This is a genomic window from Aeromicrobium sp. UC242_57, assembly GCF_044452305.1.
Lineage (GTDB): Bacteria > Actinomycetota > Actinomycetes > Propionibacteriales > Nocardioidaceae > Aeromicrobium.
On sequence record NZ_JBIOAM010000005.1, the window covers coordinates 725,415 to 752,338 of the forward strand.

At 64.3% G+C, this 26,924-nt stretch carries 24 protein-coding genes and 6 pseudogenes; 14 read left to right on the plus strand and 16 right to left on the minus strand.

All coding sequences use genetic code 11. The annotated features are described in order from the left end of the window. Window positions 1-170: 170 nt before the first annotated feature. Window positions 171-491: pseudogene (locus tag ACHMWU_RS26055) on the plus strand (TetR family transcriptional regulator); the annotation flags it as partial. Between the two features lie 64 nt (window positions 492-555). Beyond that, window positions 556-702, plus strand: coding sequence for a hypothetical protein (locus ACHMWU_RS26060; protein ID WP_396048438.1), 147 nt, complete (start codon window positions 556-558; stop codon window positions 700-702). A 281-nt stretch (window positions 703-983) separates the two neighbouring features. Here the strand turns inward: ACHMWU_RS26060 and ACHMWU_RS26065 are convergent, their stop codons facing one another. The 3 genes from ACHMWU_RS26065 to ACHMWU_RS26075 all read right to left on the minus strand — a co-directional run bounded on the left by ACHMWU_RS26065 (window position 984) and on the right by ACHMWU_RS26075 (window position 5,897). Continuing rightward, on the minus strand, window positions 984-2,681 hold the full coding sequence (locus ACHMWU_RS26065) for an ATP-dependent nuclease (RefSeq protein WP_396048440.1): 1,698 nt from the start codon (window positions 2,679-2,681) through the stop codon (window positions 984-986). A 679-nt stretch (window positions 2,682-3,360) separates the two neighbouring features. Beyond that, complete coding sequence (locus tag ACHMWU_RS26070; RefSeq protein ID WP_396048442.1) at window positions 3,361-3,816, minus strand: hypothetical protein; 456 nt, start codon at window positions 3,814-3,816, stop codon at window positions 3,361-3,363. A 1,046-nt stretch (window positions 3,817-4,862) separates the two neighbouring features. Next, window positions 4,863-5,897: an endonuclease NucS domain-containing protein gene (locus ACHMWU_RS26075; RefSeq protein WP_396048444.1), complete on the minus strand. Its 1,035-nt coding sequence runs from the start codon at window positions 5,895-5,897 to the stop codon at window positions 4,863-4,865. Between the two features lie 49 nt (window positions 5,898-5,946). Between ACHMWU_RS26075 and ACHMWU_RS26080 the strand changes: the two genes are divergently transcribed. Then, window positions 5,947-6,351 (plus strand): DUF429 domain-containing protein, encoded by a 405-nt coding sequence (locus ACHMWU_RS26080; RefSeq protein WP_396048446.1) that lies wholly within the window; start codon window positions 5,947-5,949, stop codon window positions 6,349-6,351. Next, entirely contained in the window at window positions 6,339-6,701 is a 363-nt protein-coding gene (locus ACHMWU_RS26085; protein ID WP_396048448.1) for a DUF429 domain-containing protein, read from the plus strand. The genes ACHMWU_RS26080 and ACHMWU_RS26085 overlap by 13 nt, the downstream gene beginning before the upstream one ends. Before the next feature lie 138 nt (window positions 6,702-6,839). Here the strand turns inward: ACHMWU_RS26085 and ACHMWU_RS26090 are convergent, their stop codons facing one another. Beyond that, on the minus strand, window positions 6,840-7,667 hold the full coding sequence (locus tag ACHMWU_RS26090; RefSeq protein WP_396048450.1) for a GIY-YIG nuclease family protein: 828 nt from the start codon (window positions 7,665-7,667) through the stop codon (window positions 6,840-6,842). 420 nt (window positions 7,668-8,087) lie between these two features. Here ACHMWU_RS26090 and ACHMWU_RS26095 point away from each other — a divergent pair, with 420 nt between their 5' ends. The 7 genes and pseudogenes from ACHMWU_RS26095 (at window position 8,088) to ACHMWU_RS26125 (ending at window position 16,927) form a co-directional block, all read left to right on the plus strand. Beyond that, window positions 8,088-8,234 carry a hypothetical protein gene (locus ACHMWU_RS26095; protein WP_396048452.1) on the plus strand — a complete coding sequence of 49 codons (147 nt, stop codon included), beginning with the start codon at window positions 8,088-8,090 and terminating at the stop codon, window positions 8,232-8,234. Between the two features lie 699 nt (window positions 8,235-8,933). Then, on the plus strand, window positions 8,934-9,092 hold the full coding sequence (locus tag ACHMWU_RS26100; RefSeq protein WP_396048454.1) for a hypothetical protein: 159 nt from the start codon (window positions 8,934-8,936) through the stop codon (window positions 9,090-9,092). Between the two features lie 451 nt (window positions 9,093-9,543). Next, window positions 9,544-11,222 (plus strand): annotated as a pseudogene (locus ACHMWU_RS26105) (DUF3375 domain-containing protein). Further along, a complete protein-coding gene (locus tag ACHMWU_RS26110; RefSeq protein WP_396048456.1) occupies window positions 11,215-11,580 on the plus strand; it encodes a DUF4194 domain-containing protein in 366 nt (121 codons plus the stop codon). Before ACHMWU_RS26105 ends, ACHMWU_RS26110 begins: the two are co-directional and overlap by 8 nt. Further along, on the plus strand, window positions 11,468-12,532 hold the full coding sequence (locus tag ACHMWU_RS26115) for an ATP-binding protein (protein ID WP_396049228.1): 1,065 nt from the start codon (window positions 11,468-11,470) through the stop codon (window positions 12,530-12,532). Before ACHMWU_RS26110 ends, ACHMWU_RS26115 begins: the two co-directional genes overlap by 113 nt. Window positions 12,533-12,599: 67 nt before the next feature. Continuing rightward, entirely contained in the window at window positions 12,600-15,428 is a 2,829-nt protein-coding gene (locus ACHMWU_RS26120) for an ATP-binding protein (RefSeq protein ID WP_396049229.1), read from the plus strand. Further along, complete coding sequence (locus tag ACHMWU_RS26125; RefSeq protein ID WP_396048458.1) at window positions 15,425-16,927, plus strand: Wadjet anti-phage system protein JetD domain-containing protein; 1,503 nt, start codon at window positions 15,425-15,427, stop codon at window positions 16,925-16,927. Before ACHMWU_RS26120 ends, ACHMWU_RS26125 begins: the two co-directional genes overlap by 4 nt. A gap of 317 nt (window positions 16,928-17,244) precedes the next feature. Here the strand turns inward: ACHMWU_RS26125 and ACHMWU_RS26130 are convergent, their stop codons facing one another. Both ACHMWU_RS26130 and ACHMWU_RS26135 read right to left on the minus strand, forming a co-directional pair. Continuing rightward, a complete protein-coding gene (locus ACHMWU_RS26130) occupies window positions 17,245-18,039 on the minus strand; it encodes an enoyl-CoA hydratase-related protein (protein ID WP_396048460.1) in 795 nt (264 codons plus the stop codon). A 398-nt stretch (window positions 18,040-18,437) separates the two neighbouring features. Further along, window positions 18,438-18,617: a hypothetical protein gene (locus ACHMWU_RS26135; RefSeq protein WP_396048463.1), complete on the minus strand. Its 180-nt coding sequence runs from the start codon at window positions 18,615-18,617 to the stop codon at window positions 18,438-18,440. On the opposite strand from ACHMWU_RS26135, the gene ACHMWU_RS26140 reads away from it, so the two are divergent. Beyond that, a complete protein-coding gene (locus ACHMWU_RS26140; RefSeq protein ID WP_396048465.1) occupies window positions 18,612-18,749 on the plus strand; it encodes a hypothetical protein in 138 nt (45 codons plus the stop codon). The two genes, ACHMWU_RS26135 and ACHMWU_RS26140, sit on opposite strands and share 6 nt — an antisense overlap. A 5-nt stretch (window positions 18,750-18,754) precedes the next feature. Then, a complete protein-coding gene (locus ACHMWU_RS26145) occupies window positions 18,755-19,132 on the plus strand; it encodes a hypothetical protein (RefSeq protein WP_396048467.1) in 378 nt (125 codons plus the stop codon). Window positions 19,133-19,258: 126 nt separating this feature from the next. On the opposite strand, the pseudogene ACHMWU_RS26150 reads toward ACHMWU_RS26145, so the two are convergent. The 9 genes and pseudogenes from ACHMWU_RS26150 to ACHMWU_RS26190 all read right to left on the minus strand — a co-directional run. Further along, a pseudogene (locus ACHMWU_RS26150) lies at window positions 19,259-20,432 on the minus strand (acyl-CoA dehydrogenase family protein); the annotation flags it as partial. After that, a complete protein-coding gene (locus ACHMWU_RS26155; protein WP_396049314.1) occupies window positions 20,429-20,656 on the minus strand; it encodes a hypothetical protein in 228 nt (75 codons plus the stop codon). The pseudogene ACHMWU_RS26150 and the gene ACHMWU_RS26155, both read right to left, overlap by 4 nt. A gap of 26 nt (window positions 20,657-20,682) precedes the next feature. Next, a pseudogene (locus ACHMWU_RS26160) lies at window positions 20,683-20,838 on the minus strand (hypothetical protein); the annotation flags it as partial. After that, window positions 20,778-21,130: pseudogene (locus ACHMWU_RS26165) on the minus strand (CoA transferase). The pseudogenes ACHMWU_RS26160 and ACHMWU_RS26165, both read right to left, overlap by 61 nt. After that, on the minus strand, window positions 21,127-21,573 hold the full coding sequence (locus tag ACHMWU_RS26170; protein ID WP_396048469.1) for a CoA transferase: 447 nt from the start codon (window positions 21,571-21,573) through the stop codon (window positions 21,127-21,129). Before ACHMWU_RS26170 ends, ACHMWU_RS26165 begins: the two are co-directional and overlap by 4 nt. Next, the gene (locus ACHMWU_RS26175) at window positions 21,570-22,349 is read right to left on the minus strand and encodes an aldehyde dehydrogenase family protein (RefSeq protein ID WP_396048471.1); all 780 of its coding nucleotides are present in this window, start codon (window positions 22,347-22,349) and stop codon (window positions 21,570-21,572) included. The genes ACHMWU_RS26170 and ACHMWU_RS26175 overlap by 4 nt, the downstream gene beginning before the upstream one ends. Window positions 22,350-22,452: 103 nt before the next feature. Continuing rightward, window positions 22,453-23,060 (minus strand): annotated as a pseudogene (locus ACHMWU_RS26180) (aldehyde dehydrogenase family protein); the annotation flags it as partial. Continuing rightward, window positions 23,057-23,788: an aminotransferase class III-fold pyridoxal phosphate-dependent enzyme gene (locus ACHMWU_RS26185; protein ID WP_396049230.1), complete on the minus strand. Its 732-nt coding sequence runs from the start codon at window positions 23,786-23,788 to the stop codon at window positions 23,057-23,059. The gene ACHMWU_RS26185 and the pseudogene ACHMWU_RS26180, both read right to left, overlap by 4 nt. Then, window positions 23,776-24,405: an aminotransferase class III-fold pyridoxal phosphate-dependent enzyme gene (locus ACHMWU_RS26190; protein WP_396048473.1), complete on the minus strand. Its 630-nt coding sequence runs from the start codon at window positions 24,403-24,405 to the stop codon at window positions 23,776-23,778. Before ACHMWU_RS26190 ends, ACHMWU_RS26185 begins: the two co-directional genes overlap by 13 nt. A 115-nt stretch (window positions 24,406-24,520) precedes the next feature. Here ACHMWU_RS26190 and ACHMWU_RS26195 point away from each other — a divergent pair, with 115 nt between their 5' ends. Continuing rightward, window positions 24,521-26,002, plus strand: coding sequence for a PucR family transcriptional regulator ligand-binding domain-containing protein (locus ACHMWU_RS26195; RefSeq protein WP_396048475.1), 1,482 nt, complete (start codon window positions 24,521-24,523; stop codon window positions 26,000-26,002). Here the strand turns inward: ACHMWU_RS26195 and ACHMWU_RS26200 are convergent. Further along, window positions 25,999-26,835 (minus strand): alpha/beta fold hydrolase, encoded by an 837-nt coding sequence (locus tag ACHMWU_RS26200; protein ID WP_396048477.1) that lies wholly within the window; start codon window positions 26,833-26,835, stop codon window positions 25,999-26,001. The two genes, ACHMWU_RS26195 and ACHMWU_RS26200, sit on opposite strands and share 4 nt — an antisense overlap. Between the last annotated feature and the right edge of the window lie 89 nt (window positions 26,836-26,924).

A 26,924-nucleotide genomic window follows, 5' to 3' on the forward strand; every position in this document is an offset into this window, starting at 1 on the left:
CCCAATAGATTTCAAGCACGTTTCAAGCGTCAAATGCTCTAGATCTATGCCACGTGATCAGTTACCCTGCCGTGGTCCAACAAAGGAGTGCCCATGCCCAAAGTCGTCGACCACGAGGTTCGTCGCGCTAGCTGGCCGATGCTGCACTCAGCCTGATCGCCGAAGAAGGCATCAAGGCGGTCACGACGCGGGCGGTCGCCGAGCGGTCCGGATGGTCGACCGGCGTCATCAACCACTACTTCACCTCACGGCACGATCTGCTGGTCGGAGCACTGCGAAGGGCCGCCGAGATCCAGGGCCGGATGTTCCGCGAACTGCGCCTCGACGCCACAACCGACCCCATGCAGCGCCTCGGCCGGTTGATCGAGAGCATCCTGCCCCTGGACGACCGACGCGTCGCCATGACTCGCATCTTCTTGGTCTTCTACGCCGAAGCTGGTGCCAACGTCGAGGCACGAGAAGAAGTCATCGACTACCTGCACAACTGGCGTCGGGTCGTCGCCCGCATCGTCATCGAAGCCCAGGCCGCCGGACAGATCCCGTCCGATCGATCCGATGCACCTGTCGACCGAGCTAGTCGGCCTCGCCGACGGCATCGCAATGCACGCGATGTTGGACCCGGAGATCCTGGGGCAGTTCACCGGGCCGGAGGGTGTCGTAATCGACCTGGTCGCGAACGCCTGGACCATGTCGGGGCGGTGAGAAGTTCGGCCCCGTCAGACGAGGTCGCCACGCAATTCTTGTTGACTTCGTCCCCGATACAACTGCGCTGCCCTCGTGAACGATCTCGTGAGCTGGTGTCCGCGCCTTGTGCAGGCCGAGGATCGACCGGCGCCGACCACGCCTTGACTCATCGAACATCTCGCGCTTCCGCGCTCTTGCATCGCTAGCCAGCGGCATACCGCCCAGATTGGACTACGCGCTTTTGACATTAAGGTGGCTTGCTTGGGCGTCTCAGACGTGACTGCCAGGTCCCTTGACGGCTAATGCGATCGCTTCTCGGGCTGCGCCGCGAGTGACCTTTGAATTCGTGCATGGAGCGCCTTGAGCTTCTCTTGAGCGCCGTCAGCGAGCGCCAAGTCATCCGGGTCGTCGATGAGCAACGCAGCGACAACAGTCTTTCCCGGTGGGGGAAACCCTTGCGCATCGCACCAGAGTTCGACCGCCTTACCGATGGACACGCTGCGATCAAGTTCGTCGATCGACACTGTTACTGGCTGCCCCGCAAGGCTAAGGAGATCGTTGACCAGGCCGAGGTACCGATCGGGATGCACGTAGTCTTCAACCGCAGTAGGAGCGTCGAACTGCAGAATGCGCTCTTCCGGAACTGCCATGTCCAGCAGGCGTGCCTTGTGATCGTCGCCGCCCCTATCGCCGTCCACTAAGTAGACAACTCGCGCTGCCACTTCCTCGAGTTCCAGTCCAGAACCGTGATAGTTCGCGATCCCCGGAGCAACTTGAAAGTCCAAATCGTCCTTGCCCGTCGCCTTTCGCAGGAGGCTTGGCAACAAAATCATGTCGCCTGCACCCTCGGTCAGCACTGCTTTACGGAACGCCGAGAAGGCTGCGGCGCCCGCGCCCATCGCGAAGAGCAACGGCGTGAAACCCGGATGTTCACTCGTCCAGAAGTCGTTGCGAAGTCGACTTTCATCCGCCTTGCCTGGGACGGGGGCAACGAGTCGGACCCCTGTACCAAGGTCCCTTGGCAAACATCCGGGCGAGTGCGTCGTGTAGAACACCTGCGTGGCCTGAACATCTTTTGTCAGAACCTCGACAAGGTCTGCCTGAGCGTCGTAGTGAAGATGCGTCTCTGCTTCGTCAACCAACAGGACTGGCGGCGTAGAGAAATCGTGTCGAGCCAGAAAGGCAACTAATGCGATGAAGGTTCGTAAACCATCACTCCGCTCGTCGACGGGGGTTACGGCACCATCCTCGACGTCTTCGAAGATCTGCACCTGCAGTTCGCTTCCACTGACGTTGAACATGACATCCAAATCTCGCTGACTCCAACGAGTGCTCAGGCGGGCGTCGAGCCGTTCGTTGGCTCTGCGCTCCGCGGTGCCGATCTTGCGCTGATCCCCAGCCTCTACTGCCTCCCACAGGCCCTGAAGGTCGAGATCAGCCACCCAGGCGAGGTTGGCAAGTGCGCTCGGCGGATCGTCCCGCAGCGCGTCGTTCGAGAGGTCATACGACGAACGGATCGCACGGTCTTCCTCAGCGAATAGGGCGAACTGAGGCATACGGCCGCGGAGTCGAGTTCGGGCCGTCTCATCAGGATGCGGCCCTTTCAGGAGGCCGCGAATACGCGTGAAGGCATCGAGTGTCTCCTCGTCGCCAATGCCCTCGAGCCTTTCAAGCGCGGCTTGGAACGGCTCGTCCCATGTGTCGTTCCACGTCCCGTCAGGGTCCTCAAGCAACTCGGACAGCAATTCGTCGGACAGCCTCAGGTTCGGCTCCGATTCGTCGGGATCGATCTCCGGCTCGGACTCAAGCGCTACCGCAAGCCGCCCGCGAGCTACATCAAACGGCGCGCGATCGCGCAAGCCAGATGTTGGCTCGAGCGCACTGAAGTAGTTGCCGTTTGCGCGGCGCCCACGACGGTAGAAGCGAGGCAACTCGGCTAATCCGAGGTCAGAGATCGCTGCACGATCGTCCTCATCCAGCCAATAGGTGACCTGCACGACCGCTTCTTCTTGTGTCGGCGGCCTGCCTCGCTGTGGAATCGCGACGGCAGTGCGCCTTCCCCATTGCTGTACCAATCGAGCGCGCGCAGCACTGTCGTTTTCCCGGCCTCGTTCGGTCCCAAGAAGGCGATCATCTTTCCTGCTGTGCTGCAGGAGGTCTCCACAAGTCGCTGATACCCACGAAAGGCAACCTTGGTTACTCGCATTTATCTCCCCGTTCGCGTCGGCCTGACAGGCGCAGCACGAATCCTGCCTCATCAGGGCGACACTGGGGGTGGAATACGCGTCGGTGCGTCGCCCATTTTGCGAGAGGGCATCACCTGCTGAGGCCGGAAGCTTCGTTCTCAGGGGCGGCGCTGCGGGGTTGAGAAAACTCATGGTCCGGGCGTTCGTCCGGGGCAGCCAACGATGCGAGGCTCACTGCTACGACGTCATACCGGACCGAGTCTGGCCGGACGCCGGTCCCACGGGAATCGTCTAGTTAGCCGCGGGCGCACCCCGGGAGGCGGCGTGTCGAAACTGCTGCACAGCCTCCAGAACGTCGCTCCTCATTCTGCGAAAGCAAACATCGACTCGCGCCTCGTGAGAACAGCTGTAGGTCCGCCACGGGTCGTCGAGAGAGCGACCTCAGTCGCGTGCCGGATCGTGCGCATGCGCCCTCATTGCATCCGAGGTCCTAGGTCGCCTCCGGCCAACGCTCGACGATCACGATGTTCTCCAAATTCCCGGCTGATGGCTTGGAGAGGTCCGCTTCGAACCCGGCAATGTTCGAGAAGTTGCCAACGAGGTCATAAACAACCGCGATTAGCCGCTTAACGCTGGGATGCTCTCCGTAGGCGCGCTGTTCCACGATAATTTCGTCGCGGATAGCCTTCTCGGACCTGCCTTTTCGGGTCACCTTGACTTCAATGACGGTGCTTTCGACCTTGATAGGAAAATTCGTTCTGGTCGACGCACCTGCAAAACTCGGAACCACCTCTTCGAGTCGCGTGTCCGGATATACCAGCCGGAGGGCCTGATGTACGAAGTCCTGGGCGTCGTACTCATCGTGAACGATGACCGAGGTTTGTCCCTTCCGCCGCGGCCCGACGAGTGGCCGTGCCGCGTGCGGCACCTTACGCAAGATGTCCACAAGGAAGGCCGGGCTTGGGCTTGGCTCCGTCTGCGTTCCTCGACCTGGTGCCCCAATCGGCGCGGCGAGGGAGGGCGCAGGGACGGCCGCACCCGAGCCAATCGACGGGACAGTTGGCGTAGGTGGCGCGCTCGCCACGGGTGAGGGCAGACCGGGAGCGGCCGGAACCACAAGTTCTTCGTCCCAACTCAGGCGGCCGAAGATGCTCAATTCCCCAAACGGCTCAAGCGCCGTTTGAACTTTACTGAGCCGGGATCTTCACTTTCAAAGAATCCCTCGGCTTCGAGCAGGTCAATCAGTACTTCTACTGCGCGGCGAGCAGTGACGTCGTCAGCACTGGCGAGCGCAGCTCGAACCAGATTCTCCTGTTCCCTCCGACGCCTTCTACCTCGACCGCGGCAGTCGAAAGAGCGCTTTCGATGCCGGACCGCGTCGGTCCAGCGCCGCCGCTCCAAATTCGGCTCAAGGGGACCGGCGAAGCTTGGCCGAGGGTTTTGGCATGAGGTGGCACGGGAGGAGGTTACAACAAGCTCGTGGGTTCCCCGCCGGACAACGAGAGACGTGGGTATACATCATCTCGCAAGTGGGGTGCTGGGACGCTTCCCGCGAACATGCACCCACGCGTCAAGTTCCGGCTGGCAAGGCCCTAGGTGAGGGAGGAGGAGCGGTCGCAGGTCGGTGTGATCGAGCGTCGGGCTTTGACGCGTATCTCTCACCTGAGCGATCGATTGCTCGTGCCGCGGTGCGCGCGCTCCCCACGGCGCGTCTTACCACCGCATTAGGGCGTCCGTCGTTGCGGTGCGCGTGTTCTGTTCTGATTGCCGCCGGACGGCTTCGTGCCCAGTTGGTCCTGACCCAATTTCGCACCCTGAGTAGGCCAGCCGCCAGGTCGCCGACGAGTGCGATCAACTCGTCGCGCTTGTCGACGAACACTGATGGTTCGAATATGACTGCGTTGGACTTGCCCCCGGCTGGCTTGCCTCCGGCTACCAGAGTGACCTGTCGGCAGAACTCGAGAATGGCTGGCTCGACACTTGGATGCTTTTTCAACGTGCCGGGTCGACGCCAAGCGTCACATGCTTGGCCCAGGTCCACTGGTCTCCTTCGAGAAAGACCCAACCAACTGAGATGGGCTCTTGCTGGTCTGGTGACTTCAACCGAATGGACGCTCCCTTCGAACCCCACGCCAACGTCAGCCCTAGCGCCTTCACGGACGCGAACAGTTCACTCATTGCCTCGCGGTAGGGAGGATCTGCGATCGCAACCAGGAACGCCGCCTCTGATGCTTTCGCTGCCGGACTTGACCCCGCGCCTCCGCGAGCTTCGGGCTTGTGGACCACTTGCGCGGCATACGCCATCAGTCCGGCGCCGTCGAGCCGGACCACCTCGACGAGGAAGTACCGACCAGCCTGAGTGGTCTCGTTCAGGTAACTGACCGATACCTTCATTGGGTCGACGAAGCGCTGCGCCGCGATTACGAAATGGAAGTCGCCACTCTTGATGACTTGATCGAGTCGATCGGCGAGCACCTCCCATTCCTCGGAAGTAAGCGCCCACGCCTTAGTGGCAGCAGCCTGTAGGTCCTCACAACCAGCGTAGGTCGGCTCGACCCACCTACTGTTGAGGTAGCGGTGAACGACTCCCTGATCGAACGCGGCCCAATCGCCCAGCTTCCAGATGTCCGAGCCGTAGTCGATGACTTGAGCAAGTGCGTGCCTGAAGTCAGGGTTCTTCGGACCCGTCTTGAACTCGATGATGACAAGTTCGCCCGACTTTGACAGGCAGAGCAGGTCGATGGCGCCGGATGCGAGCTGAGTCTCTCGGCCGACGACAAGCAAGTCTCCAGAAAGGCCCAAGTCCTCGGACGGGATCAACTGTGGATGGGCACGCAGCATCTCCTGAAGCTCAAGCTCGTTGACCGCAGGAACTTCGACGAAGTCCACCGGCCCTGAGGGGCCTCCAGTAACCAGAATTTTGCGCGGCACGCGCATAGTCTGCCACCACGGGACCGCGTCTCCCCGCCGACCATTGAGGCCGGCAGAAATTGCAAGAAGGGTTTGCTGTTTCGGACGCCACGTCACGTCGGCGTGTAGCCAAGCGCCTTGCGCCCGAGGTTGGGAGAATGTAGTCGTGAACACGATCACCTGGGGACTCGACGTCTCGACAAACAAGGCTAAGACAGCTGCCGTCGCGATCGATTGGTCAACGCCGGGCGAAGCGCACATCGTTGACGTGCGCAACCCGTTGCCCGCAAACGACATCGCACCGCTGATCGCCGCTCACAGCGCGAGCACTTGGGCGGTCGACGTTCCTTTCGGTTGGCCAGACCAGTTCGTCGCCCTGATGGCCGATCGGCATCATGGCCCGCTGACTTCCCGTTCCATTCCAGCAGGAGCGGCCTGGGAGAAGTGGCGGACCCGAGAGGTTGCGCAGCGGCTAACGGACGGTTTCTCACCGACGACCCCAGAATCAAGACCCGCCCTCTTCCAGCATCGTTCCAGCTTCTCGGCGCGACTGCGGCCATGTGGGTATTAGTCGAGGCACAGTTGGCCGCTCTTGGACTCTCAGTCGACCGGGCCGGTATTAACGGAACGGTGTGTGAGACCTATCCCTCAGCGGCTCTGGCTGCGTGGGGCTTCGGGAAAGCGAAGCAGACGTGGCCCGAGTTGCAATCCAATTTTGCGTTCCTCTCCGCCGACCAGAGCCTAATCGGCCAGTTTGCTAGCGACGACGTTTGCGACGCCGTCGTATGTGCCCTAATCGCCCGAGCCCGTGACCTCGATCTGACCATTGCCCCGCCTGAGGGCGAACTCGCGGCTGGGCGCCGGGAGGGCTGGATCCATGTCAGCTGTAAACCGAGTGACCTGCTCGTCAACCCTGGCTGATCCAACTTCTGGCTCAGAAAGCGACAAACCGCTGTCTGCCCCGCACAAGGTCGGTTGCCATTCCGGGAGTTTTGGTGGCGTGCGTAGTGGTGCCGTTGGTGCCGTGATTCGCGAGCGGCGGTGGGCGGACGTAGCCGCTCAATTCTTGTTGTGCCCGAGTGATCGGGCGTGGAGAACTTCCTTCCAGTAGGACTCGCGGCCGAGAACATGCCCGTCATCCGTGCGCATTGACCAGAACTCCAGAAGTGCGAATTTCATGTTGGTGCGAAAGTACTCCTCGCCTTTCTCAGCCACGAGATCAACGAGCCCCCTGTTGCCCCCGTGAAGGGTCTGCGCGTACGAACTCCAACGTGCCCATATCCCGGTGTCACCGGTGGCCGAGCCGACGTAGCGCGACCCGGTGACCTGGTCGTGAATGACGTATACGCCCTTCATTTGCTCTAAGGCGATTCGCCAGTCGGGCCGGTTTTGCTTCACGACCATTTGAAGGTCGGCGAGGGCATGGTTGATTTTGTCGTGGCCCGGGAATGGGTCGCCAAGGAACGGCTCCTCAAGGATGGCAGCGACGGTCATCTCGTCGAGAATCGACTCCATCTTGCGACGGCGTTGGCGGCCTCCGAGCGCGAGCCGCACGTAGAGGCGACGAACGTAGGGACCCATTAGGTCCTCTCGAAGGGCAATCTTGTATGACCGCGCGTATTGCTCACCGCCTCGCTCAAGGACCTCCCAGATCCCGCCGAAGAGCCACAGTGTCAAGTCGTGTCGGTCCTGCGCAAGGGAGAAAATGAACTGCCGGTTGAAGTCGTCCTTGTTGCTCCGGTCGCTGTTCCACCCCTCCCAGGCCTCGGGGTCGTTGCTCAACACGTCGATGGGGTACTCCTCACCGTTCCACACCGCGCAGTGGAGTTTGCAAGTGGCAGGATCAAGGGCGGTGGGGATCAGCGCGGCGAGCGTGATGGCTTTCATGGCAGCAGCGTACGCAGATTGGAAGCTCTACTCACTCGCGCCGGCGGGCGGGAGGGAGTCATTCGCGCCCCCGTCGTTGCTGATACGTCGGCCGTCCGGAATGGGCGTATCGATGCCGTCAATTGGCCTCGCGCCTGTCTCGGCGTTCTTGGGGAGCGTCGCGGCGCCTCTCTAGGTCATGGGCGGCGGACGCTTCGAGAGTCGTCTTTCCGGTCGGGTGCTCTTTGAACGGCATGACCATGATCGGCGAACCTGCCCTGTATGCGGCGCTCAAGGAATTTCCAAGGTTCAGGCATTGAAGCGAATGGTGGTCGAACGTCGTCGGCCGAAGACTCAGCGTGGGTGGACGGCCATCGACTTCCGATGCTTCGTGTGCAAGCTCTGGCTTCCCATCGAAGAACTCGTGCGGCTCACCCGGGTATGGACCCCTGGGAGTCCGCAGACGATAAGTGGAATCTCGAATTCTGGGTCGAGGATGTAGCGGAACTCGATGCGGAGGACCGAGAGTTCTTCGGTGTCGAAGACGACGACCTGCCCGATACCGATCTGCGCGAGGATGAGGACTAGAAGGCACATCATTCCACCGCGAAAGCCTAGATCTATGTGTCCATCTGTCCGGCTCCTGACCGATTGCGCTGCGAGTTGGCGCCATTGATTAGGTAAGGGCCGTGGGCCGTGGGGGTCAGTGTTCCCGGGACAACTCGTTCTGATCGACGACTTTCCGTAGGCACTTCGCATGCACGCCTGAAAGTCCTTTGTAATCGACATCGGCAAAGGGTCTTCGCGAGTGAGAGGCGGCGAACGGCGCGCGCCTAGCGAAGGCCTCCGCCGGCCGCAGCATCATATTGGTGGTGAGGACGGTCGCGCCGTAGGCCAGCGCTACTTCAATAGTCTGAGCCAGAAGAACGCTGTCACGGCTATATCTCGAGAGAGGCTAACGAACAGGCAATCGATCTCGCCATCCGCGACACCTCTGAGTATCTGAACCAGCCCCTGATCAAGGTCCGATATGGCTGACCTCCGGACGAAGCCTGTCGCGGTGCGCTCCACTTCGCCCTGGTGAGCGGTCGGAAGCTTGGGCACTACCGCACCCACTGGTGATCTGAACGCCCTGCGCCCCCCAGCCTCGGCTGCCAGTGCCAAGGCTTGGAGCGCCGCGTAGGCGCGCGGAAAATCAACCATGGCAGAGAACGGGCCGCTTGGTGGATCGTGCTCGCTCGAGTTCGAGTGCTCGCGCAGCCAAGTATTGAGCGGCGCGCAAGCAAGATGGGTGGCCTCCGCGAGGTGGTTGTCGACCACGAGGCCCGCGGCATGTTGGTCTTCGAGAATGCTGTTCCGGACGACAACGGCTACGTCCGCGCGAACGGGAAGGGGCGCCTCGGCAGGATTGAAGTCGACGACATCGTCGAGAAAGGGCGTCCGTAGAGCACGACGAGCGGAGCGTCCCCCTGCCGCGTAGCCCTGAGCACGACTACCGACATCCTTAATTATGGCCAAGACACTATCTGAGGTGAGGCCCGCCTCGGGGAGGATCGCTGGAAGCACGTCGGCGAGATAGTCCGCCCAGGTCAGAGGAGTTCGGGAGAGACCATCGGGCGACATCGCGTAACAGTAGCGGGCTGAGAGTTTGGGTTCACTAGGTTTCGCGCCAATACGTCATTCCCCGCATGTGAACCCGGCCGAGCCGACTTCAACCGGGCTGCAGCCCATTAGCGCACGGCTGCACCGCGTGGCCGACGTGAACGACAGCGCACAAGGCCCGCGCCTCAAGTACGGCATGGCCCACCGCAGCACAACCGCTTTCAACCGAATTTGCGAAACCGGGACTAAGTGTCCGCGAAGCGGGTCAGACTGATACCAGGTTTCCGCAACGGGCATGTTCACTTGCCGTTGGGTCGCCCGACCCGTGACTACGCAGAGCGCTAGAGAGGAACTCGCCGTGAGCATCCGCCAGCGCCACGACGAACTCCTCAACCTGCGGCGCAATCATCCCGCGTGGCGGCTGCTGGCCGCAGACAACGCGAGTCTTATCCTCGGGTTCTGTCAGCAGGTCTTCCTCGAGCCGAACATACGCCGGCTTCCGGGGCCGATGCTCACAGAGAAACTCGAAGACCACCTGGACGAACTCCGCAGATTCGATAGGCAACTTGAGATCACCGGGGGCGAGAGTGTGCCTGGCACCTACCCGCGTTCGGCCGAGGCGTACATCGCAGATTGGTGCGATCCGCAGACAGGGTGGCTGCGTCGGACCTATCCAACCCGTCCTACCCGCTCCCCCGGGCTGGGCTCGAAGGCGGGGACCCACGATGCCGCCGATGCGGACGTCCCACACTATGAGCCGACGGCCGCGCTCGAGACTGCGGCAGAATTCTTGCATAGCCTCGGGCGACGTGAGTTCCTCGGCACCGCGAGTCGGCTCATGACGGTGCGCGACCTGCTCAGACAGATCGCGGCCGGCGCCGCAACCGATCCCGCGGTCAGGCTCGCTGCGTTGATGAGGCAGCGAGCAGAAATTGATGCTCAAATCGCCGCAGTCGAGACCGGCAACCAACCCAGCCTCGACCCGACGGCAATTCGTGAGCGCTACGCACAGGCGGTCGGGACGGCTCGTGAACTCCTAACAGACCTGCGCGAGGTCGAAGAGAACTTTCGTAGCCTTGACCGTGACGTCCGCCGTCGCGCCACCACTTGGGACGGTCCCCGCGGCGAGTTCTCGAAAGCGTCTTTGGTTCTACGACGGAGATTGGCGCCTCCGACCAAGGAAGGTCATGGAAGGCCTTCTGGGAGCATTTGTTGTCAGCACGTCAGCAGGCTGAACTACGCGATCTCCTGAAGCTGCTGCCCACTCTCGATGCGCTTACCGAGGACGGCAACTTCCGGGCTGGGCAGGCAGACAACCTTCTCCGCATCGACCTCATGGTCGCTGCCGATTCCACTCAATCCACCGTTGCATCCTTGTCAGCGCAACTTCGTCGCTTCCTCGACGAACAGACCTGGAGCGAAGGACGCCGCATTAACAACGCAATGCGCACCACTCTCGCCGCTGCTCTCGACATTCGAGACGAGCTCGCCCGGCCCGGACATCACGTAGCTGACCTGAGTCCCGACATCTCGATGCCAATCGAGCGTCCTCTTTACACGCTCCGCGAGGCAGTCGAGATCAACACCGACGAGGACCTGGATGACACGAACGAGGACCTACTGACCGGCCTGGACGGGCTGGAGGACTTGCTCGACCTGACCTGGATCGACGTCGAGGGTCTACGCGTCCGCATCGCGAGCGTCCGCGATCGCTACGGCGGCACGGCCTCCCTGCGGCAAGTAGTGGAGAACCATCCGCTCGCAGACGGTCTCGCGGAGCTTGTCGGCTATCTCCAAGTCGCCGACACCGACGCTCGCATCATTGCCGACCGCGACGAAATGATCGACTGGACCGATCGAAGCGGTCGCCGTCGCCGAGCTCAAGTACCTCTGGTCCTCTATGGCTTGACCGACCAAGCTGACCCCCTTGGCGCCCACCCTTCGGCCAGTGGAAAAGAGACTCACGATGGCTGAAATCGAGGTCTCCGTGGCGCTCGCCCACCTGCTTGGCGGGACGGTGTACGCCGAAGATCATCCTGCCGTGTGGACGACCGTTTCCACGAAGACCGCACATTTGCGCGACCACCTCGCACCATTCGGACTGCGACTACTGGTCGACGATGTCGAGAACTATGCCTATCTGCGAACACTCGACGAACTCCCTGAAGGAATGCCGCGCTTGTTCAGGCGGCACAAGCTCACCTTCGGAGCCGACCGTCCTGCTCATCCTGCTGCGCCGGCACCTCACCAGCGCAGAGTCCGACGCCGTCGCTTTTCGTGTCGTAGTCACCACTTCCGAGATGGTCGAATGGCTGACGCTTTACCATCCTGAAGGAACATCCCCGGACAAGATTGGGATGCATGTTGCCAGCGTCGAGCGCCTTGGCTATCTACGCAAACTTCGCGGCCACGAGGACACCTTCGAGATCCGGCGGATTGTCAAAGCGGTGGTGACGTCGGACTGGATTGCCGCCTTCGGCGACCGCCTGATGGCGCGCTCCATCCGCGGCAGCACCCAGTTGGCCGAGACGGACGGCCTGGCCGAGCGGGTGGTAACGAATTCTCCCGCTGACGACCTGCCCCTTAGCCTCGAGGGACGGGGAGCATCCGTGACAAGCACCAATGACGGCGTTGAAGCGTTCGGCGTGTTGGCGGATCTCGAAGCCCTGCCACTGACCAAGTCCGCAGAGCTCGAAGACACCGGCAGCGCGAGTCTTAATATGCAGGCCGACCAGCCTACGACCGGTACGGACCGGGAGGGTGTGCGGCTCGAACAGTTTCAGATGCTGAACTGGGGCACATTCGACCGAGTTGTGCAGCGGCTACGGATGTTCTCTGGCAACGCGCTGCTAACTGGCCAGATCGGGGCCGGCAAATCCACTGTCGTAGACGGCCTCACTACGCTGTTCGCCGACACAAGCCGCGTCACCTTCAACCTGGCCGCCGGAGCCGACCGCCGCGAACGCACTCTCGCCTCTTATGTTCTCGGCACATACGGTCGCACCCGCGACCCTGAAACTGGGGCAGACAAGCCTGAGACCCTGCGCAACACCAGGAACGCCTACAGCGTCTTACTCGCACGCTTCACGGGCCTCGCCAGCGACACCGGCGTAATGACTGCCGGCGTGGTGTTCTGGTTCCCCGAAAACGGGACCAACCCCAACAAGCCTGTACTTCACCTGCAGGACCCATCTCGACATCAGCGACCATCTCACTGGGCATCGCGACCACCGCGCCGTACGCGCCGCGCTCCACGACGTGGGTGCGGAACTATTCGAGAATAACTTCCGTAAGTACCAGCGGAACTTGTGCCGCGATCTCAACCTAACGTCGAACGCGCTGAAACTCTTGGTGCAGACGATCTCGATGAAGCAGGTCGGGAATCTGACTGAGTTCGTTCGCGAGCACATGCTTGATGAAACAAGCGCTCCTCTGGACATCGCGAAGATTCTCGATCACTACGCCGATCTACTTCGTGCCCACGAGTTAGTGCAAGAAGCACGTCGCCAACTCGACAAGCTTGAAGCGCTACGTCGCGACGCTGAATCATACGACCGCGCCCTGGCACGCATCGAGTCCTCTCGCGCCGCCGAAGACGCGATGGCTCACGAGGCCGAGCAACTGCGAGCACGCCTCCTTGAAGCAGCGCTCGCCGAGGTCCGCGGAACGCTTCCTGGCCTGCGGGCAGATCGAGGCCGTCTCACCGATCATGTGCGCCAGGCTCAGACACGCGTCACCCAAAACGAGATCGCGATCGCCACACACGGAGGCGCCGTCCTCAAAGAAGCCGAGCACGAGTTGGAACTGGCTCGCTCGAATCGACTGACCGTCACTGAAGCCGCAGCCGAAGTACAACGGCTGGCCGCGCTCCTCGACATCGCTCCCCTCGACAGCGTTAGCGACTATCCGAGGTTTGCGGATGCCTTGGTCCGCGCCGATGCCGATCTTGCCGGGGGTGAGGTCGCAATGCGCAACCAAGCGTGGGAGACCGAAAGGTCCTTCCGCGAGGCGACCTCGGCGGTGGCGCGAAACCGAGAAGAGCACAGGTCCGCAAGGACTGCCGCAAGCAACGTTCCGCGTGACCAGCGCATGCTGCGAGACCGTCTGTGCGCCGAACTCGGCTTGAAGGTCACCGACCTGCCCTACGTTGCCGAACTGCTCACCATCAACCAGGAACATGACGTTCACGGGTTCCGGACTAGATCAGGCGAACCCCGCAAGCCGACCGACTGGGAGCCGGCCGCCGAGCGATTAATGCGACCGTTCGCCCTGTCCCTGCTCGTGGCGCAACAAGACTACGACCGCGTCTCAGCCTGGGTGGATGACAACGACCTGCGTGGGCGGTTGGAGTACCACCCGGTACCGGCCGGCACCCCAGTCCCAACGCCGACAGATCCGCGCTCCATCGCCGCCGTCGTTGAGGTCCGACCTAACACCTTCGCGACGGCATGGCTGACCGCCGACATCAACCGCCGCTACGACCACATCCGAGTTGAAGCCGCAGCCGAGCTACGCCAGCACCGCAAGGCGGTGACCCCATCGGGCCAAATTAAGGACGGCACGCGGCACATCAAAGACGACCGGCGGCACCTCACCGGACCCGCTAACTACGTCCTCGGATGGAACACCGCAGCTCGCCGCGAAGCTCTTGAAACTCTCCTACCCGGCCTTGAGGCGGTCGCGATCGCAGCGAAACGAATAGCTGACGCAAGTCGCATCGCACAGAACCAACACGGCGAACGCGTCAACGCGGTGAACCTCTTACGACAGAAGACCGCCGACCTTAACCACATCGACCTCGGATCCGCTCACGATCGCGTCACCGCAGCCGAGGAAATGGTCGCCTCATTCGCCTCGGATGCTGATCTCGCGCACTACCTCACCGTCAAGCAGCGCCTTGCGAACGAGTTGCACGACCTCGACCACCGACGATCAAGAGCTGAATCTGAGGTCGGGGCCGCGGAGAAGACCGAGTCCGACCACCACGACGCGCTCACCGAAGTTCGTCAACGGCTCGATCGGCTGGTCGGTCCCGATCTCGACAAGCACGCTGCAGAGGCGCTCGCCGAGGCGCTTGAGCAAGTACCCGCGCCGCGCACTTTGGGGGCAATCGGGGCGTGGCAACGAGACGTCAGCAGGCAACTGGCCGACCGTGCCACCAGTGCCCAGGCGACCCGCGAGCGTGCTGGACGCGAACTGGTAGGTCACATGAAGGACTTCACCAAAGAATGGCCACTCAGGGTCGGCGAGATCGTCACTACTGATCCCGAATCACGGATCGAATTCCTCGCTATGCGGGATCGAATTGCGCGCGACGACCTGCCTCGCTTCGAGGACGAATTTCGCACCGAGCTCGAGACGAACGCCATCCACCATCTTGCACGTTTCAGCGTTGGACTCGAGCAAGACTCACGTGCTATCGCCGAACGTATTGACGTCATTAACAGCGCGCTGCGCGGTATCGACTACCGACCCGGGACCTTTATTTGTCTCGAGCGGGACCTCAGCCCAGATTCGATGGTTCGCGAGTTTCGCGCCCAACTCGAGGCCATCACCGGCGACACCATGCTCGGTGATGACGAGGCGTACGCCGAGATCCGGTTCCTGCGTGTGAAGGAACTGCTCGACCGCTTCGCCGGCCGCGAAGGGTTCACGACGGCAGACGCAAACTGGACCGCCAAAGTTACCGACGTACGGAACTGGTTCGAGTTCTCTGCCTCCGAGCGCGCCCGCCTGGACAATACCGAAGTCGAGCACTACCAAGACTCGGGCGGCAAATCGGGCGGGCAGAAGGAGAAGCTCGCCTACACCGTGCTTGCTGCTTCCCTGTCATACCAGTACGGGCTCGCGGGTGGTCGCACCGACGCGTTCCGATTCGTGATGATCGACGAAGCGTTTGGCCGAGGATCCGAAGATTCGACTCGGTTCGGCCTGGAACTGTTCGACCGACTTGGTCTGCAACTCCTGACTGTGACCCCGCTGCAGAAGATTCACATCATCGAGCAATACGTCAATGCGCTCGCCTACGTCCGCCCCGTTGGGACTCGCGGCCAGCTCATCAGCATGCCGATCGAGGAGTACCGCGCGAGGCGTCGTCAGGGGTCCCGAGCTGGTGCAGGCAGAGTTCAAGTCATCGAGTTTGGCGACGACGATCAGAGCATCGCTGGAGACTTGGCATGACATCCGCGCAGGCAGGGCACAAGAAGTTGGCGACAGGCTCGGGGACCTGGGCAACGCCTGCCACCGTCACGAACGCGGCACGCAAGCACTGGGACAACGGCAACGTCCTACGTGAACTCAATGTCCCAGCCGAGCAGTGGACAGCGTTTCCTCTGCGGGTTCGCCTGCCTGGGCCTAGCGGGAACGACCTCATCGAGAATCGAACCGAGGTACAGGCATGGAGCAGAGATCTTCGTGACGCCGCTGCCGCCGTCCAAGGCTCCGCCGCTGCAGCTTCGTCCGACTGCGTAGGAAGCAGCGACTACTACTCAGCAACGCCATCGAAACCTCTTCCGGGTTGGGTACTCGTCACAAAACGAAGGCGCGCCGGGGTCCTTGGGATGCAGACCATCCCCGCCAGCGCCGTCATCACCACCCCGGTCGCGGCTCTCGGGCTGCTCGGCCGTCAGCAAGCCGCTCAAGCTGCGACTTTCAAGACTCTTCTTGCAGATGCATCCAGTCTGGGAGAGGCATGTGTCGGCGTGGCATTGCGCCGCCCCTTCGAGGTCCTGGAGGCCGGAGACCAATGGCCACTGTTAGTCGCCTTCGCGCAGTGGCTCATGGAGAACCCGCGCCCCGGCATCTACGTCCGCCAAGTCCCGCTGCCCGGGCTGCACACAAAGGTCGTGGAGCAGCACAGGACGCTCCTGACCCACATCTTGGACGCCGTGCTCCCCACCACGCACAGAATCGAAGGCCCAGAACCTTTGACCGACGGGCCTACTCGGGGGTTCCGAGCCGACTTCGCGGAGCGGTTCGGCTTCATCTCCGAACAGCGCTCGGTACGCGTCCGCGGTAACCGCGCCATGCTCGGGCTTCCCACACAGTGGGCGGAGGCCGACGCTGGTTCCGAGCACGACGAGCGTTCAGGAGCGGCAGCGATGCCGCAACCGAAGACCGTAACCGCTCGCTTTCACCCGACGCTCAACGTTCCACTCGCCGACCTCTCGGTTGGGGACGTCACGTGGCCCATCGCCGAGCTTGCGAAATTGGACGCACCAGCGGCAGGAGTGCGCGAAGTGGTGGTGGTCGAAAACAAGATCTCCTTCCTCACCACGCCCCACCAAGAAGGCAGGCTCGTGCTTTGGGGCGCAGGTTATGGCGCCCACGAACTCCTGGCGGCCATCAAGTGGCGAAGCCTGGTCGCGGTGACTTATTGGGGCGACCTTGACACGCACGGCCTTCGCATCCTCGACGCCGTTCGCGCAACCACACCCCACGTGCGGAGCGTGCTGATGGACTTGGCAACCTTCGATGCACACAAGCCTTTCTGGCGAACCGAACCAAAGCCATGGACTGGGACTCTGGCGCACCTGACCGAAGCCGAGCAGAGGCTCTACGAGGTGCTTCACGCGGGTCGAGCGCCAGCGCTTCGCCTCGAGCAGGAGCACATTGCATACGATCACGTCGCCCGCGCCTTCGACGAGACTCCTCAGCAGGAACGGCCAGTTCGAGGGTGATGCCTGTGTTCACCTGATCGCGTCCCCTCGCGAATCCAAACCTGCGTCTTATCCCCGCCTATGACCTATTTGGCGGCGTAGAGCACCCCGCGCGCCGAGCGTCAGCCGGTAGCCCTTCGCGTTGCGCTGCCGCCGGCAAGGGGCCCCTTGCAGCTCCACGCCCCATCACTTCACCGTGCTCGTTGAACCGATCGAGCCAGTTGCGAGACACGCCGAACGCGAGCGGTGTCGAACACCGCCACCGACGCGGAAAAGCTCTCGCGGCATCGCGATCTGCGAGGCGATCAGTTCATTGCCGGGATGCCGGTCGGTTGAGGTCAGTCGGAGTCGGCGAAGCGCTGCATGAACGTGCGGAACCGCTCGTTGCGCATCGACGATGCCTGCGCCCATGCCTCGAAGTCCAAGGACGTCGCGAGATCTGACGTCGCGGCGATGCGTACTGACTGCTTGATGTCAGCCATCAGCTTGGGCTCACGAGCGGCATAGAGCCGGGCCCGCTCGGTCGCGGCCACCAAGGCGTCGTCGGCGACCTCATCAGCCAGACCGATTGCGTACGCCTCCCCCGACCGGATGATCGCGCCCGACAGCAGTGCCGCTGTCGCCCTGGCTCGGCCCATGCGCTCGGTCATCATCCAGCTACACCCGCCGCCGGGGTGCAGTCCAATCTCGGCGAAGGTCGGCCCGAAGCCCGCGTGCGGACCGGCCACGACGACGTCACAGGCCAGGGCGACGTTGAGCCCGGCGCCGATCGCGGCACCGTTGACCGCCGCGATCGTCGGGATCGTCAGGTCGCGGATGCCCAAGAACGAGTCGTAGACCTTCATGAGGTGATCGCGCATCTCGTCGGTCGGCCGGTCGAGGTCGCCGAACAGGTTCGACAGGTTCGCTCCCGCACAGAATCCCCGGCCGGCGCCCGTGATGACGAGTGCTCGCGCCTCCGCATCGTCCGCGACCGTCTGCACCGCTGCCTTCAGCTCGTCGAGCAGCGGCCAGTCGAGCGCGTTGAGCCGCTCGGGGGCGTTCGAGCGTGATGATGCGGATCGGGCCGTCCGAGGCGAGCAGAACAAGAGACATGCCGCGACGATATCGGCCGACGCCTGCCGCAGGCGCACGCGTCCCCCGATGTCACTTTTGTGCCTTCAAGGCACTTTAGTGACTTAAAGGCACAAAAGTGACATAGTGAAGACATGGACGTTTCTCTTCCACTCCGGTCGCTGATTCCTAGCCTGGACGCCGATGTCCTGCTCGTGCTCTCGCGCAGCGAGTCAGCATTCGGGGCTACGCAGGTCGCCCGCCTGACACAGCGGGGCTCTCGCTCGGGGACCAGGAAAGTGCTGGATCGACTGGCCGAGCACGGCCTCGTCATCGCCGATCCCATCAACCGGGGCTACATGTACCGGCTCAACCGAGACCATCTACTGATGCCAGCGCTGCTGTCAGCCATCGCTGTCAGGCATGAGCTCTTCGCGCGCCTCACCCTCGCAGTCGAAGCGCTTGATCCCGCCCCGATTCATGCCTCGGTGTTCGGGTCCTTCGCCGAGGCGACGGCGGCCCCGAGAGCGATATCGACCTGTTCATCATCACCCCCGGCGGCATTGACGTCGATCCAGATTCGAGCTGGCAGGCGCAGATCCGAGGCCTGGAAAACCAGGTCCGGGCCTGGACGGGCAATCACCTGGAAGTCTTGCACCTCGACGTTGAGCGTTTTGATCGGGCGGTCGCCGCCGGCGAGCGCATCATCGACGAACTACGTGCCGATGCCGTCACCCTGTCCGGCTCAGACATCAAGGTCCTGACAGACGCCGGACCCATCAAGGTCTGAAGCTCATGACTCCCAAAAGGCTGACCACCCGAGCTGCCGACCGCGCCTGGGCCCTCGGACGTCGAGACGTCGGGCGCAAGTACCTCGAAGTCGCCGAGCTCGTCGAGGCTGAAGACGGTGAGGCGATCAATGTGTGCGTCGGCACGGCCGTGCTGGCCGGAATCGCGGCAGGCGACGTCATCTGCGCCACAGCCCTCGGCGAGTACTACTCCGGCAACGACCATGCCGCAGCGGCAGCCTTGCTCGAGCGCGTCGACAAGAGCCTGGGCAACAAGCTCCCGTTCGCTCATAGCCCTCAAGCCAGGCGCCCACTACGGAAACGCGCTTCTCACATCACGCCAGCGCACCGCCGCGCTACGCGCTGCCCGAGCACTGGTCGATGAAGCACGAGCACGGACAACCTGAACTAGCCCTCGCGGGGTCGACACAGGAACGTCAGCACGCCACATCTCCCACTGAGGGAGACGTGGCGTGCTGAGTGTGAACGCGATCAGCGGAAGGCGGGGGATGCCCGTCATCGCCTGGCCGATCACGAGGGTGTGCATCTCGACAGTTCCCTCATATGTCAGCACCGACTCGAGGTTGTTCATGTGTCGGATGACGGGGTACTCCAGCGAGATCCCGTTCGCGCCGAGGATCGTGCGTGACGTCCGGCAGATCTCGATGGCCTCGCGGACGTTGTTGAGCTTGCCGAGGCTGACCTGCTCGGGCTGCAGGGTGCCGGCGTCCTTACGGCGACCGAGGTGCAGCGCGAGCAGCATGCCCTTGGTGTACTCGAGGTTCATGTCGGCGAGCTTCTGCTGCGTCAGCTGGAAGCCGGCGATCGGCTTGCCGAACTGCTCGCGGTCGATCGAGTACGACAGTGCCGCGGCGAGCGAAGACCGGGCAGCGCCCATCGCACCCAGACGATGCCGTAGCGAGCCTCGTTGAGGCAGCTCAGCGGGCCGCGGAGTCCCCGCACCTCGGGGAAGGCGTACGCGTCGGGCACCCGCACGTCGTCGAGGACCAGCTCGCTGGTCACCGACGCCCGCAACGACATCTTGTGCTTGATCTCGGGAGCGCTGAACCCGGGGGTGTTGGTCGGCACCGCGAATCCGCGGATTCCCTCGTCGGTCTGCGCCCCAGACAACCGCCACGTCGGCGATCGAGCCGTTCGTGATCCACATCTTGCGGCCGTTGATGACCCAGTCGCCACCGTCGCGGCGAGCCACGGTGCGCATGTCGCCCGGGTCGGATCCGCGGTCGGGCTGCGGTGAGTCCGAAGCAACCGATGGCCTCGCCGGCAGCCATCGACGGCAGCCACTGCTGCTTGACGTCCTCGCTGGCCCACTTCCAGATCGCGAACATCGCCAACGAGCCCTGCACCGACACGAGCGAGCGGATGCCGGAGTCGACGGCCTCCAGCTCGACGCACGCCAGGCCGTAGTCGGTGGCGCTCATGCCAGCACATCCGTAGCCGTCGAGGTGCATCCCGAGCACGCCGAGGGTGCCGAGCTCCTTGGCGAGACCGTGCGGATCGTCGATCGCGCCGTTCTCGAACCAGTCGGCGACGTAGGGCTGGATCCGCTCCTGCGACATCTGGCGGACCGAGTCGCGGACGGCCTTCTCCTCGACGCTGAGGAGGTCGTCGATCCCGGCCAGGTCCAGCGGGTCCAGCTTGATGCGCTTGCTGTGGGTGCTCATGATGTCCTCGTCTTGTTGGAGTAGGTGGCTCGTACAGAGTCGTTGTGCTGGCCCAGCAGCGGTGGTGGGCCGTAGTGGTCGACAGGTGTGCGGGAGTACGTCACCGGATGGGCGACCTGGTCGACGAACTCGTCACCCACTGCGATGCGCGGGTCGAGTCCGAGGTCGCCCGCCAGAGCGAACGCCGAGCCGATGTCGCCGACGGCCCGGCCGGCACGCCGCACGCGGTCAGGGCGGCGACCCAGTGGGCCACGGGTGCGGCGGCCAGGGCGGCTTCCAGCAGCGGGACCAGCTGAAGCCGATGCGCGACGCGGTCGGCGTTAGTACGGAACCGGGCGTCATCGATCAGGTGGGGGGATCCGACAGCACCGGCGGCTTGGCGAACTGGCCGTCGTTGCCGCAGCACACCGCCATCGCACCGTCGGCGCAGCGCAGGGTCTCGTAGGGCGCGATCGACGGATGCTGATTGCCATCCTTCCTGGCGACACACCAGTCGCCAGGAAGGACGAGGCCTGGTTGGCCATCGACGCCAGCAGGCTCGACAGCAGGTTGACCTCGACATGCTGTCCAAGGCCCGACTTCTCACGTTCGAGCAGGGCGGCCAAGATGCCGGAGACGGCATCCTTGGACGTCAGGACGTCGACCAGCGCGACGCCGACCTTGGTCGGCTCGCCGTCCGCATCACCGGTGATGCTCATGAGCCCGCCGACCGCCTGCACCAAGAAGTCGTAGCCCGGCAGGTGCGCCCGGCGCCGCTGCCGAAGCCGCTGATCGAGCAGTACACGAGACGCGGGTTCACGGCCGACAGTGCCTCGTAGCCCAGCCCCTTCGCCGCCAGAGCGCCCGGCCGAAAGTTCTCGACCAGGACGTCGGCGCTGCCGGCGAGCTCGAGGGCGATCTGCCGATCTTCGTCGAGGCCGAGGTCGAGCTCGACGCTCTGCTTGGAGCGATTGGCGCTCTCGAAGTAGGCGCTGGTCGTCGCGGTCCACGGCGGACCCCAGTGCCGGGTATCGTCGCCGACTCCCGGACGTTCGACCTTAATGACGGTCGCGCCGAGATCAGCCAGCGTCGACGTGGCCAGCGGGCCGGCCAGCACCCGGCTGAAGTCGGCGACGACGACTCCGTCGAGGGGGCCGGTCACACCGGCTCCGGCTGGACGAGAACTCCGTCGATGCGCACCGGGATGCCCCACGGGTTGGCCTTCTGCAGGGGCGCCGGGAGCAGCGAGTCAGGCAAGCCCTGGAACGCGACGGGGCGCACGAACCGGTCGAGCGCGGCTGCACCCACCGACGTCGAGGCCGCGTTCGAGGTCGACGGCCACGGACCGCCGTGCTGCTGCGCCCAGGTGAACGCGACACCGGTCGGCCATTCGTTGACGATGACCCGGCCGACCTTGCGCTGCACGTGGTCGAGCACCGCGGACGCATCCTCATCGTCATCAGCGATCATGACGCTCGCGGCCAACGCACCCTGGAGCGCGCCGACGGCGCGAAGCATCTCGTCGACATCGTCGTACTCGACGACGACCGCGACGGCGCCGAAGCACTCTTCGAGCACCCGGTTGCCCTCGCGGAGCAGATTCAACGGCGCCGCGAGCACCGTGGCCGATGCCGACCACCCGGGTCCGGGCATCGAGGTCTGGGCGACGACCGTCGCACCGGCTTCCTGCAGCTCGGCGACACCGCGCTCGACGGCCTCGGCGATCCCCTGGGTCAGCATGACCGGCTGTGGATAGGCGTCCTCGAGCGCACCGGCGATGATGCGCGTCGCGTCGACCCCGCGGGGAACCAGCACGAGTCCCGGCTTGGTGCAGAACTGTCCGTTGCCGAGCGTGAACGAGGCGACGAAGCCCTTGGCGATCGTCGCGATGTCGGCGGCTGCGGCTGGAGTGACGACCACAGGATTGACAGTACCCATCTCGGCGAACACCGGGATGACGCAAGCACGTTCGTTCGCGGCCCGCCACAAGCCGTATGCCGCCGGCCTGCGATCCGGTGAAGGCGACCGCGGCGATGCTGGGGTGCTGCACGAGCGTGCGACCCGCTTCGAACCCGTAGACCATCTCGAGCAGTCCGCGCGGCGCACCCGCACCGACCATGGCGTCCCGCGTGATCTCGAAGACCCGCTGACCGACCTGGAGGTGGGCCGGGTGGGCCTTGACCACGACGCTGCAGCCAGCCGCGATCGCCGAGGCGGTGTCGTTGCCGAAGACGCTGAACGCGAACGGGAAGTTGCTCGCGCCGAACACCGCGACCGGGCCGATCGGCACCTGGACACGGGCAAGGTGCGGAGCAGCCTCGTCGCGGACCGCGCCGAGGTAGCTGCCCTCGACGGCGACGTCGGCGTAGAAGCGGATCTGGTTCGCGGTGCGGAGCACCTCGCCGTCGAGACGGGTGCGACCGAGCGCAGTCTCCCAGTCCGCGGCGCCAGCCAGTCGTCGAGGTGATCTTCGAGCGCCTGCGCAGCGGCGTGCAGCCACGTGCGCCGTTCGGCTGGCGACGTGCGTGCAACCACGTCGGCGGCCGCCGCCGCGCGCGCCACAGCAGCATCGAGCTCGGCGTCCGTCGTGTGGGCAACGGTCGCGGCGACGGCACCCGTGCGGGGATCGAAGCTCGTGTCGACGCTCATGCCTGTCCGTCCAGTCGCTGCGCAGTGATCGCTGCCTCGATGACCGTGAGCGCGTCCTCGAGCAGCTCGTCGTCGATGACGAGCGGGGGCAGCAGCCGGATGACGTTGCCGAACGTTCCGCAGACCAGCACCAGGACGCCCTCGGCATGACACTGGGCGGCGACGGCCTTGGCGACCTCCGGGGCAGGTTCCTTCGTGCCCGGTCGGACGAACTCGACGGCGATCATCGCGCCGCGGCCGCGTACCTCGCCGACCGGCGAGTCCGTGCCTGCGAGCGCACCAAGTCGCGGCATGACCGTCGCCTCGATCGCGCGGGCCCGCTCGATCAGACCTTCGGCCTCGATGGCCTCGATGGCACCCAGCGCAGCCGCGCAGGCCACCGGGTTGCCGGCGTACGTTCCGCCGAGCCCACCGGCGGGGACGGCATCCATGATCTCGGCGCGGCCGGTGACCGCAGAGATCGGCATGCCACCGCCGAGTGCCTTCGCGGTGGTGATCAGGTCGGGCACGATGCCCTCGTGATCGCAGGCGAACCACTCGCCGGTGCGTCCGATGCCGGTCTGGATCTCGTCGGCGACGAACACGATGCCGTTCTCGCGGGCGAACTCCTGGACCATCGCGAGGTAGCCCGGCGGCGGGACGATGAACCCACCTTCGCCCTGGATGGGCTCGATCACGATCGCGGCGACGTTCGTGGCGCCGACCTGCGTCTGGATCAGCTCGCGCAGGGCGTCGAAGCCTTCGGTGGCGGCCTGGTCGGCGCCGCCGGTCCAGCGGTACGGGTAGGAGACGGCGCCCGGTAGACCTCGGGCGCGAACGGCCCGAAGCCCTCCTTGTACGGGACGTTCTTGGCCGTCATCGACATCGTCAGCAGGCTGCGGCCGTGATAGGCGTGACCCAGCACCACGACGGCCTGGCGACCGGTCGCGACGCGGGCGATCTTGATCGCGTTCTCGACGGCTTCGGCGCCGGTCGAGAACAGCGCGGTCTTCTTGGCGTGATCGCCCGGCGTGATCCGGTTGAGCGCTGCCGCGACCTCGGTGAAGACGTCGTACTGGGTGACGAGGAAGCACGTGTGGGTGAACTTCTCGGCCTGCTCCTGGATGCGAGCCACGACGCGGGGGTGCGATGCGCCCACGCTGGTCACCGCGATACCGGAGGCCAGGTCGATCAGGTGGTTGCCGTCGACGTCGACGATGATGGCGCCGCCGGCCTCCTCGACGAAGATCGGCAGCGTCTTGCCGAGGCCGCCGGCCAGGTTGCTGTCGCGGGTGGCCTGCAGCTCGACCGACCGCGGACCGGGAAGAGCCGTCTTGATGATCCGTTGCTGGGTCGGTTGGGCCATCAGGGTGCTCCTCGGTGCAGGGGTCGGGGACGATCAGGACGATCATCTCGTCGCGAGGATGCCGATTCCTCGGTCACTTCATCCATCTCTTGTAGATGTTGGATAATCTGTACAGATGGATCTGCCAACCGTCGCCGAGCTGTGCGCCGCGCTGCCCAGAGATCTGCTCGTGGCCGACGGTTTCGATGCCCCGGACGCGCCAGTGACGGCGGTGCACGTGAGCGAGCTGTCAGACCCGACGTCCTATCTCAGCGGCGGCGAGCTGCTGCTCACGACCGGACTCTCGCTGCCCGACTCGGCGATGGGCTGCGACCGGTACGTCTCCCGACTCCTCGGCGTCGGAGTCAGCGCCCTGGGCCTGGGGCTGGGCCCGACCGTCACCGAGATCCCGTCGAACCTCGCCGCCAGCTGCCGCAAGCACGGCCTGTGCCTGCTGGTCGTCCCGCCGGAGTCCGCCTTCCTGACCGTCACCAAGACGTATTGGACGAGCCGGTCGCGCTCGACCCAGCAGCAGCTCAGCGATGCGATCACGGCACACCGTTCGCTCGTCAATGCCGTCGTCTCCAGCAATCCGGTCGCCGAGACGCTCAAGAGCCTGTCCGGGGCCATCGGTGCGTGGGTGGCGACCCTCGACCCGTCCGGGCAGGTCGAGCACGTGTACCCCAGCGGCCGGGTCGCCGACGCCATCGCAGTCGCCGACCAGATCAAGGATCTGCGCGTCGCCGGCATCCACTCCACGGCGACGTTCCCGTCCGGCGACGAGGTCGTCGCCGTCTTCCCCCTGCCGTTGGAGGAACGCGTCGTCGGCTACATCGCGGTCGGCTCCCCCGCGAGCCTGACGTCGACCGACCGGCGGCTCGTGCTGACCGCCAGTGCCCTGTTGAGCCTGAACGCGGTGCAACGACAGCGGGCCGACGCCGGTGCACAGTCGCAGCTGCAGGCCGTCGCGACGCTGCTCGACATGGGTTTCACCGACGCCGCACACCGGCTGTCCTCGCGCCTGAGGCTCGCAGACATCGGGGACAGCGCCCGCGTGCTGGCGGTGCGCTCGTCGCGTCCGGTCGACGTCGTCACCGCGGTGCTGCAGTGGAACCGTGGTGCCATCCCCGCTCCCGCCGACGCAGATCAGTGCTGGTTCGTGCTCCCCGCGGCGCAGACAGATATCGCTGCGCTGGTCCCCCTGCTGAAGGATGTCGACCCGCGTGCGGCGGCAGCACTGTCGGACGTCGTGCCCGTGGCGACGCTGCACGAGGTCCGGGTCGGGTTGCTGGCGACGGTCGCCACCGCACCAGACGGGTCGGTCGCCGGACCGCGCCAGGCCGCACTCGCGCCAGACGTCGTCCGCGAGGGCATCGGTCGGGTGCTCGACTACACCCGTGCCGACCTGGTCCCTGCACTCGTGGCCTATCTACGCCATCGCGGCCAGTGGGATCCGGCCGCCCGCGACCTCGGCGTCCACCGCAACACCCTGCGTCACCGCATCACCCGATGCCGTGGCTGCTGGGCGCCGACCTTGACGATCCCGATGTGGCCGCCGAGCTGTGGCTGTACCTGCGAAGCAACGGTCTGGCCTGACGGCGTCGATCAGGGCTCCTAGCGCGCCAGAAACTCCAGCGCTTCTCGGACGAACTCGTCGTGGAACTGGAAGACACCACCATGTCCGGCGTCGGGATAGATCCTGAGGCGACTGTCCGGAAGACGGGCGGCCAGGTTCTCGGAGTTGACGGTCGGAACCATGCGGTCGGCGTCGCCATTGGCGATGAACACCGGGATCGTGATGGTCGACAGATCGGCCGGGGGCCGGACTCCCCAGCCGTGGATCGCCTTGAGCTGGGCGCGGAACGTCGTCAACGACACGGCGGCGTCGCGATCATCCGTGCGCTCGCCGAGCCGGTCGAGAAAGGCCGCCGCCGCCTGCTTGCCGCGCGGCGTCCGGGTGAAGAACAGGTACGTCTTGGGGTCCTTGAACGTCACCAGGCCGTGCAGGATGTCGATGATCGAGATGCGGGTGACCCGGTCGATGCCGGTGCCGCCAGCAGGCCCCGTGCCAGTGAGGATCAGCCGACGGACCAGCTGCGGATCGAGGACGACGATGGCCTGCGACACCATTCCACCGAGCGAGAAGCCGTGCAGGTCGACGCTCTGGTGACCGAGCGCGCGGATCACGTCGATCATGTCTCTGGCCATGTCGTCGACTGCGGTCCGCGCCCTCGACGTGGAGCGACCGACACCGCGGTAGTCGATCGCGATGACATGCCGCTGGGCGGCAAAGCCGTCGACGACGCGCGGATCCCAGTTGTCGAGATTGGCCGCGAGGTGATTGAGGAAGATCACCGGCACACCGCCCTCGGGACCCAGCTCTCGGTAGGAGTAGGTCGAGCCGCCGACATCGACAGTCTTGCCGGGCGCAGAGCGGTAGGTCGTGGTCATGTCTCTCCTTGGACGAACGAGCGGGACCGCCCTTTGATATTACGACCGTACTCTTATAGTCTCGTGCAGGTCAAGCACACCTCGTGCCA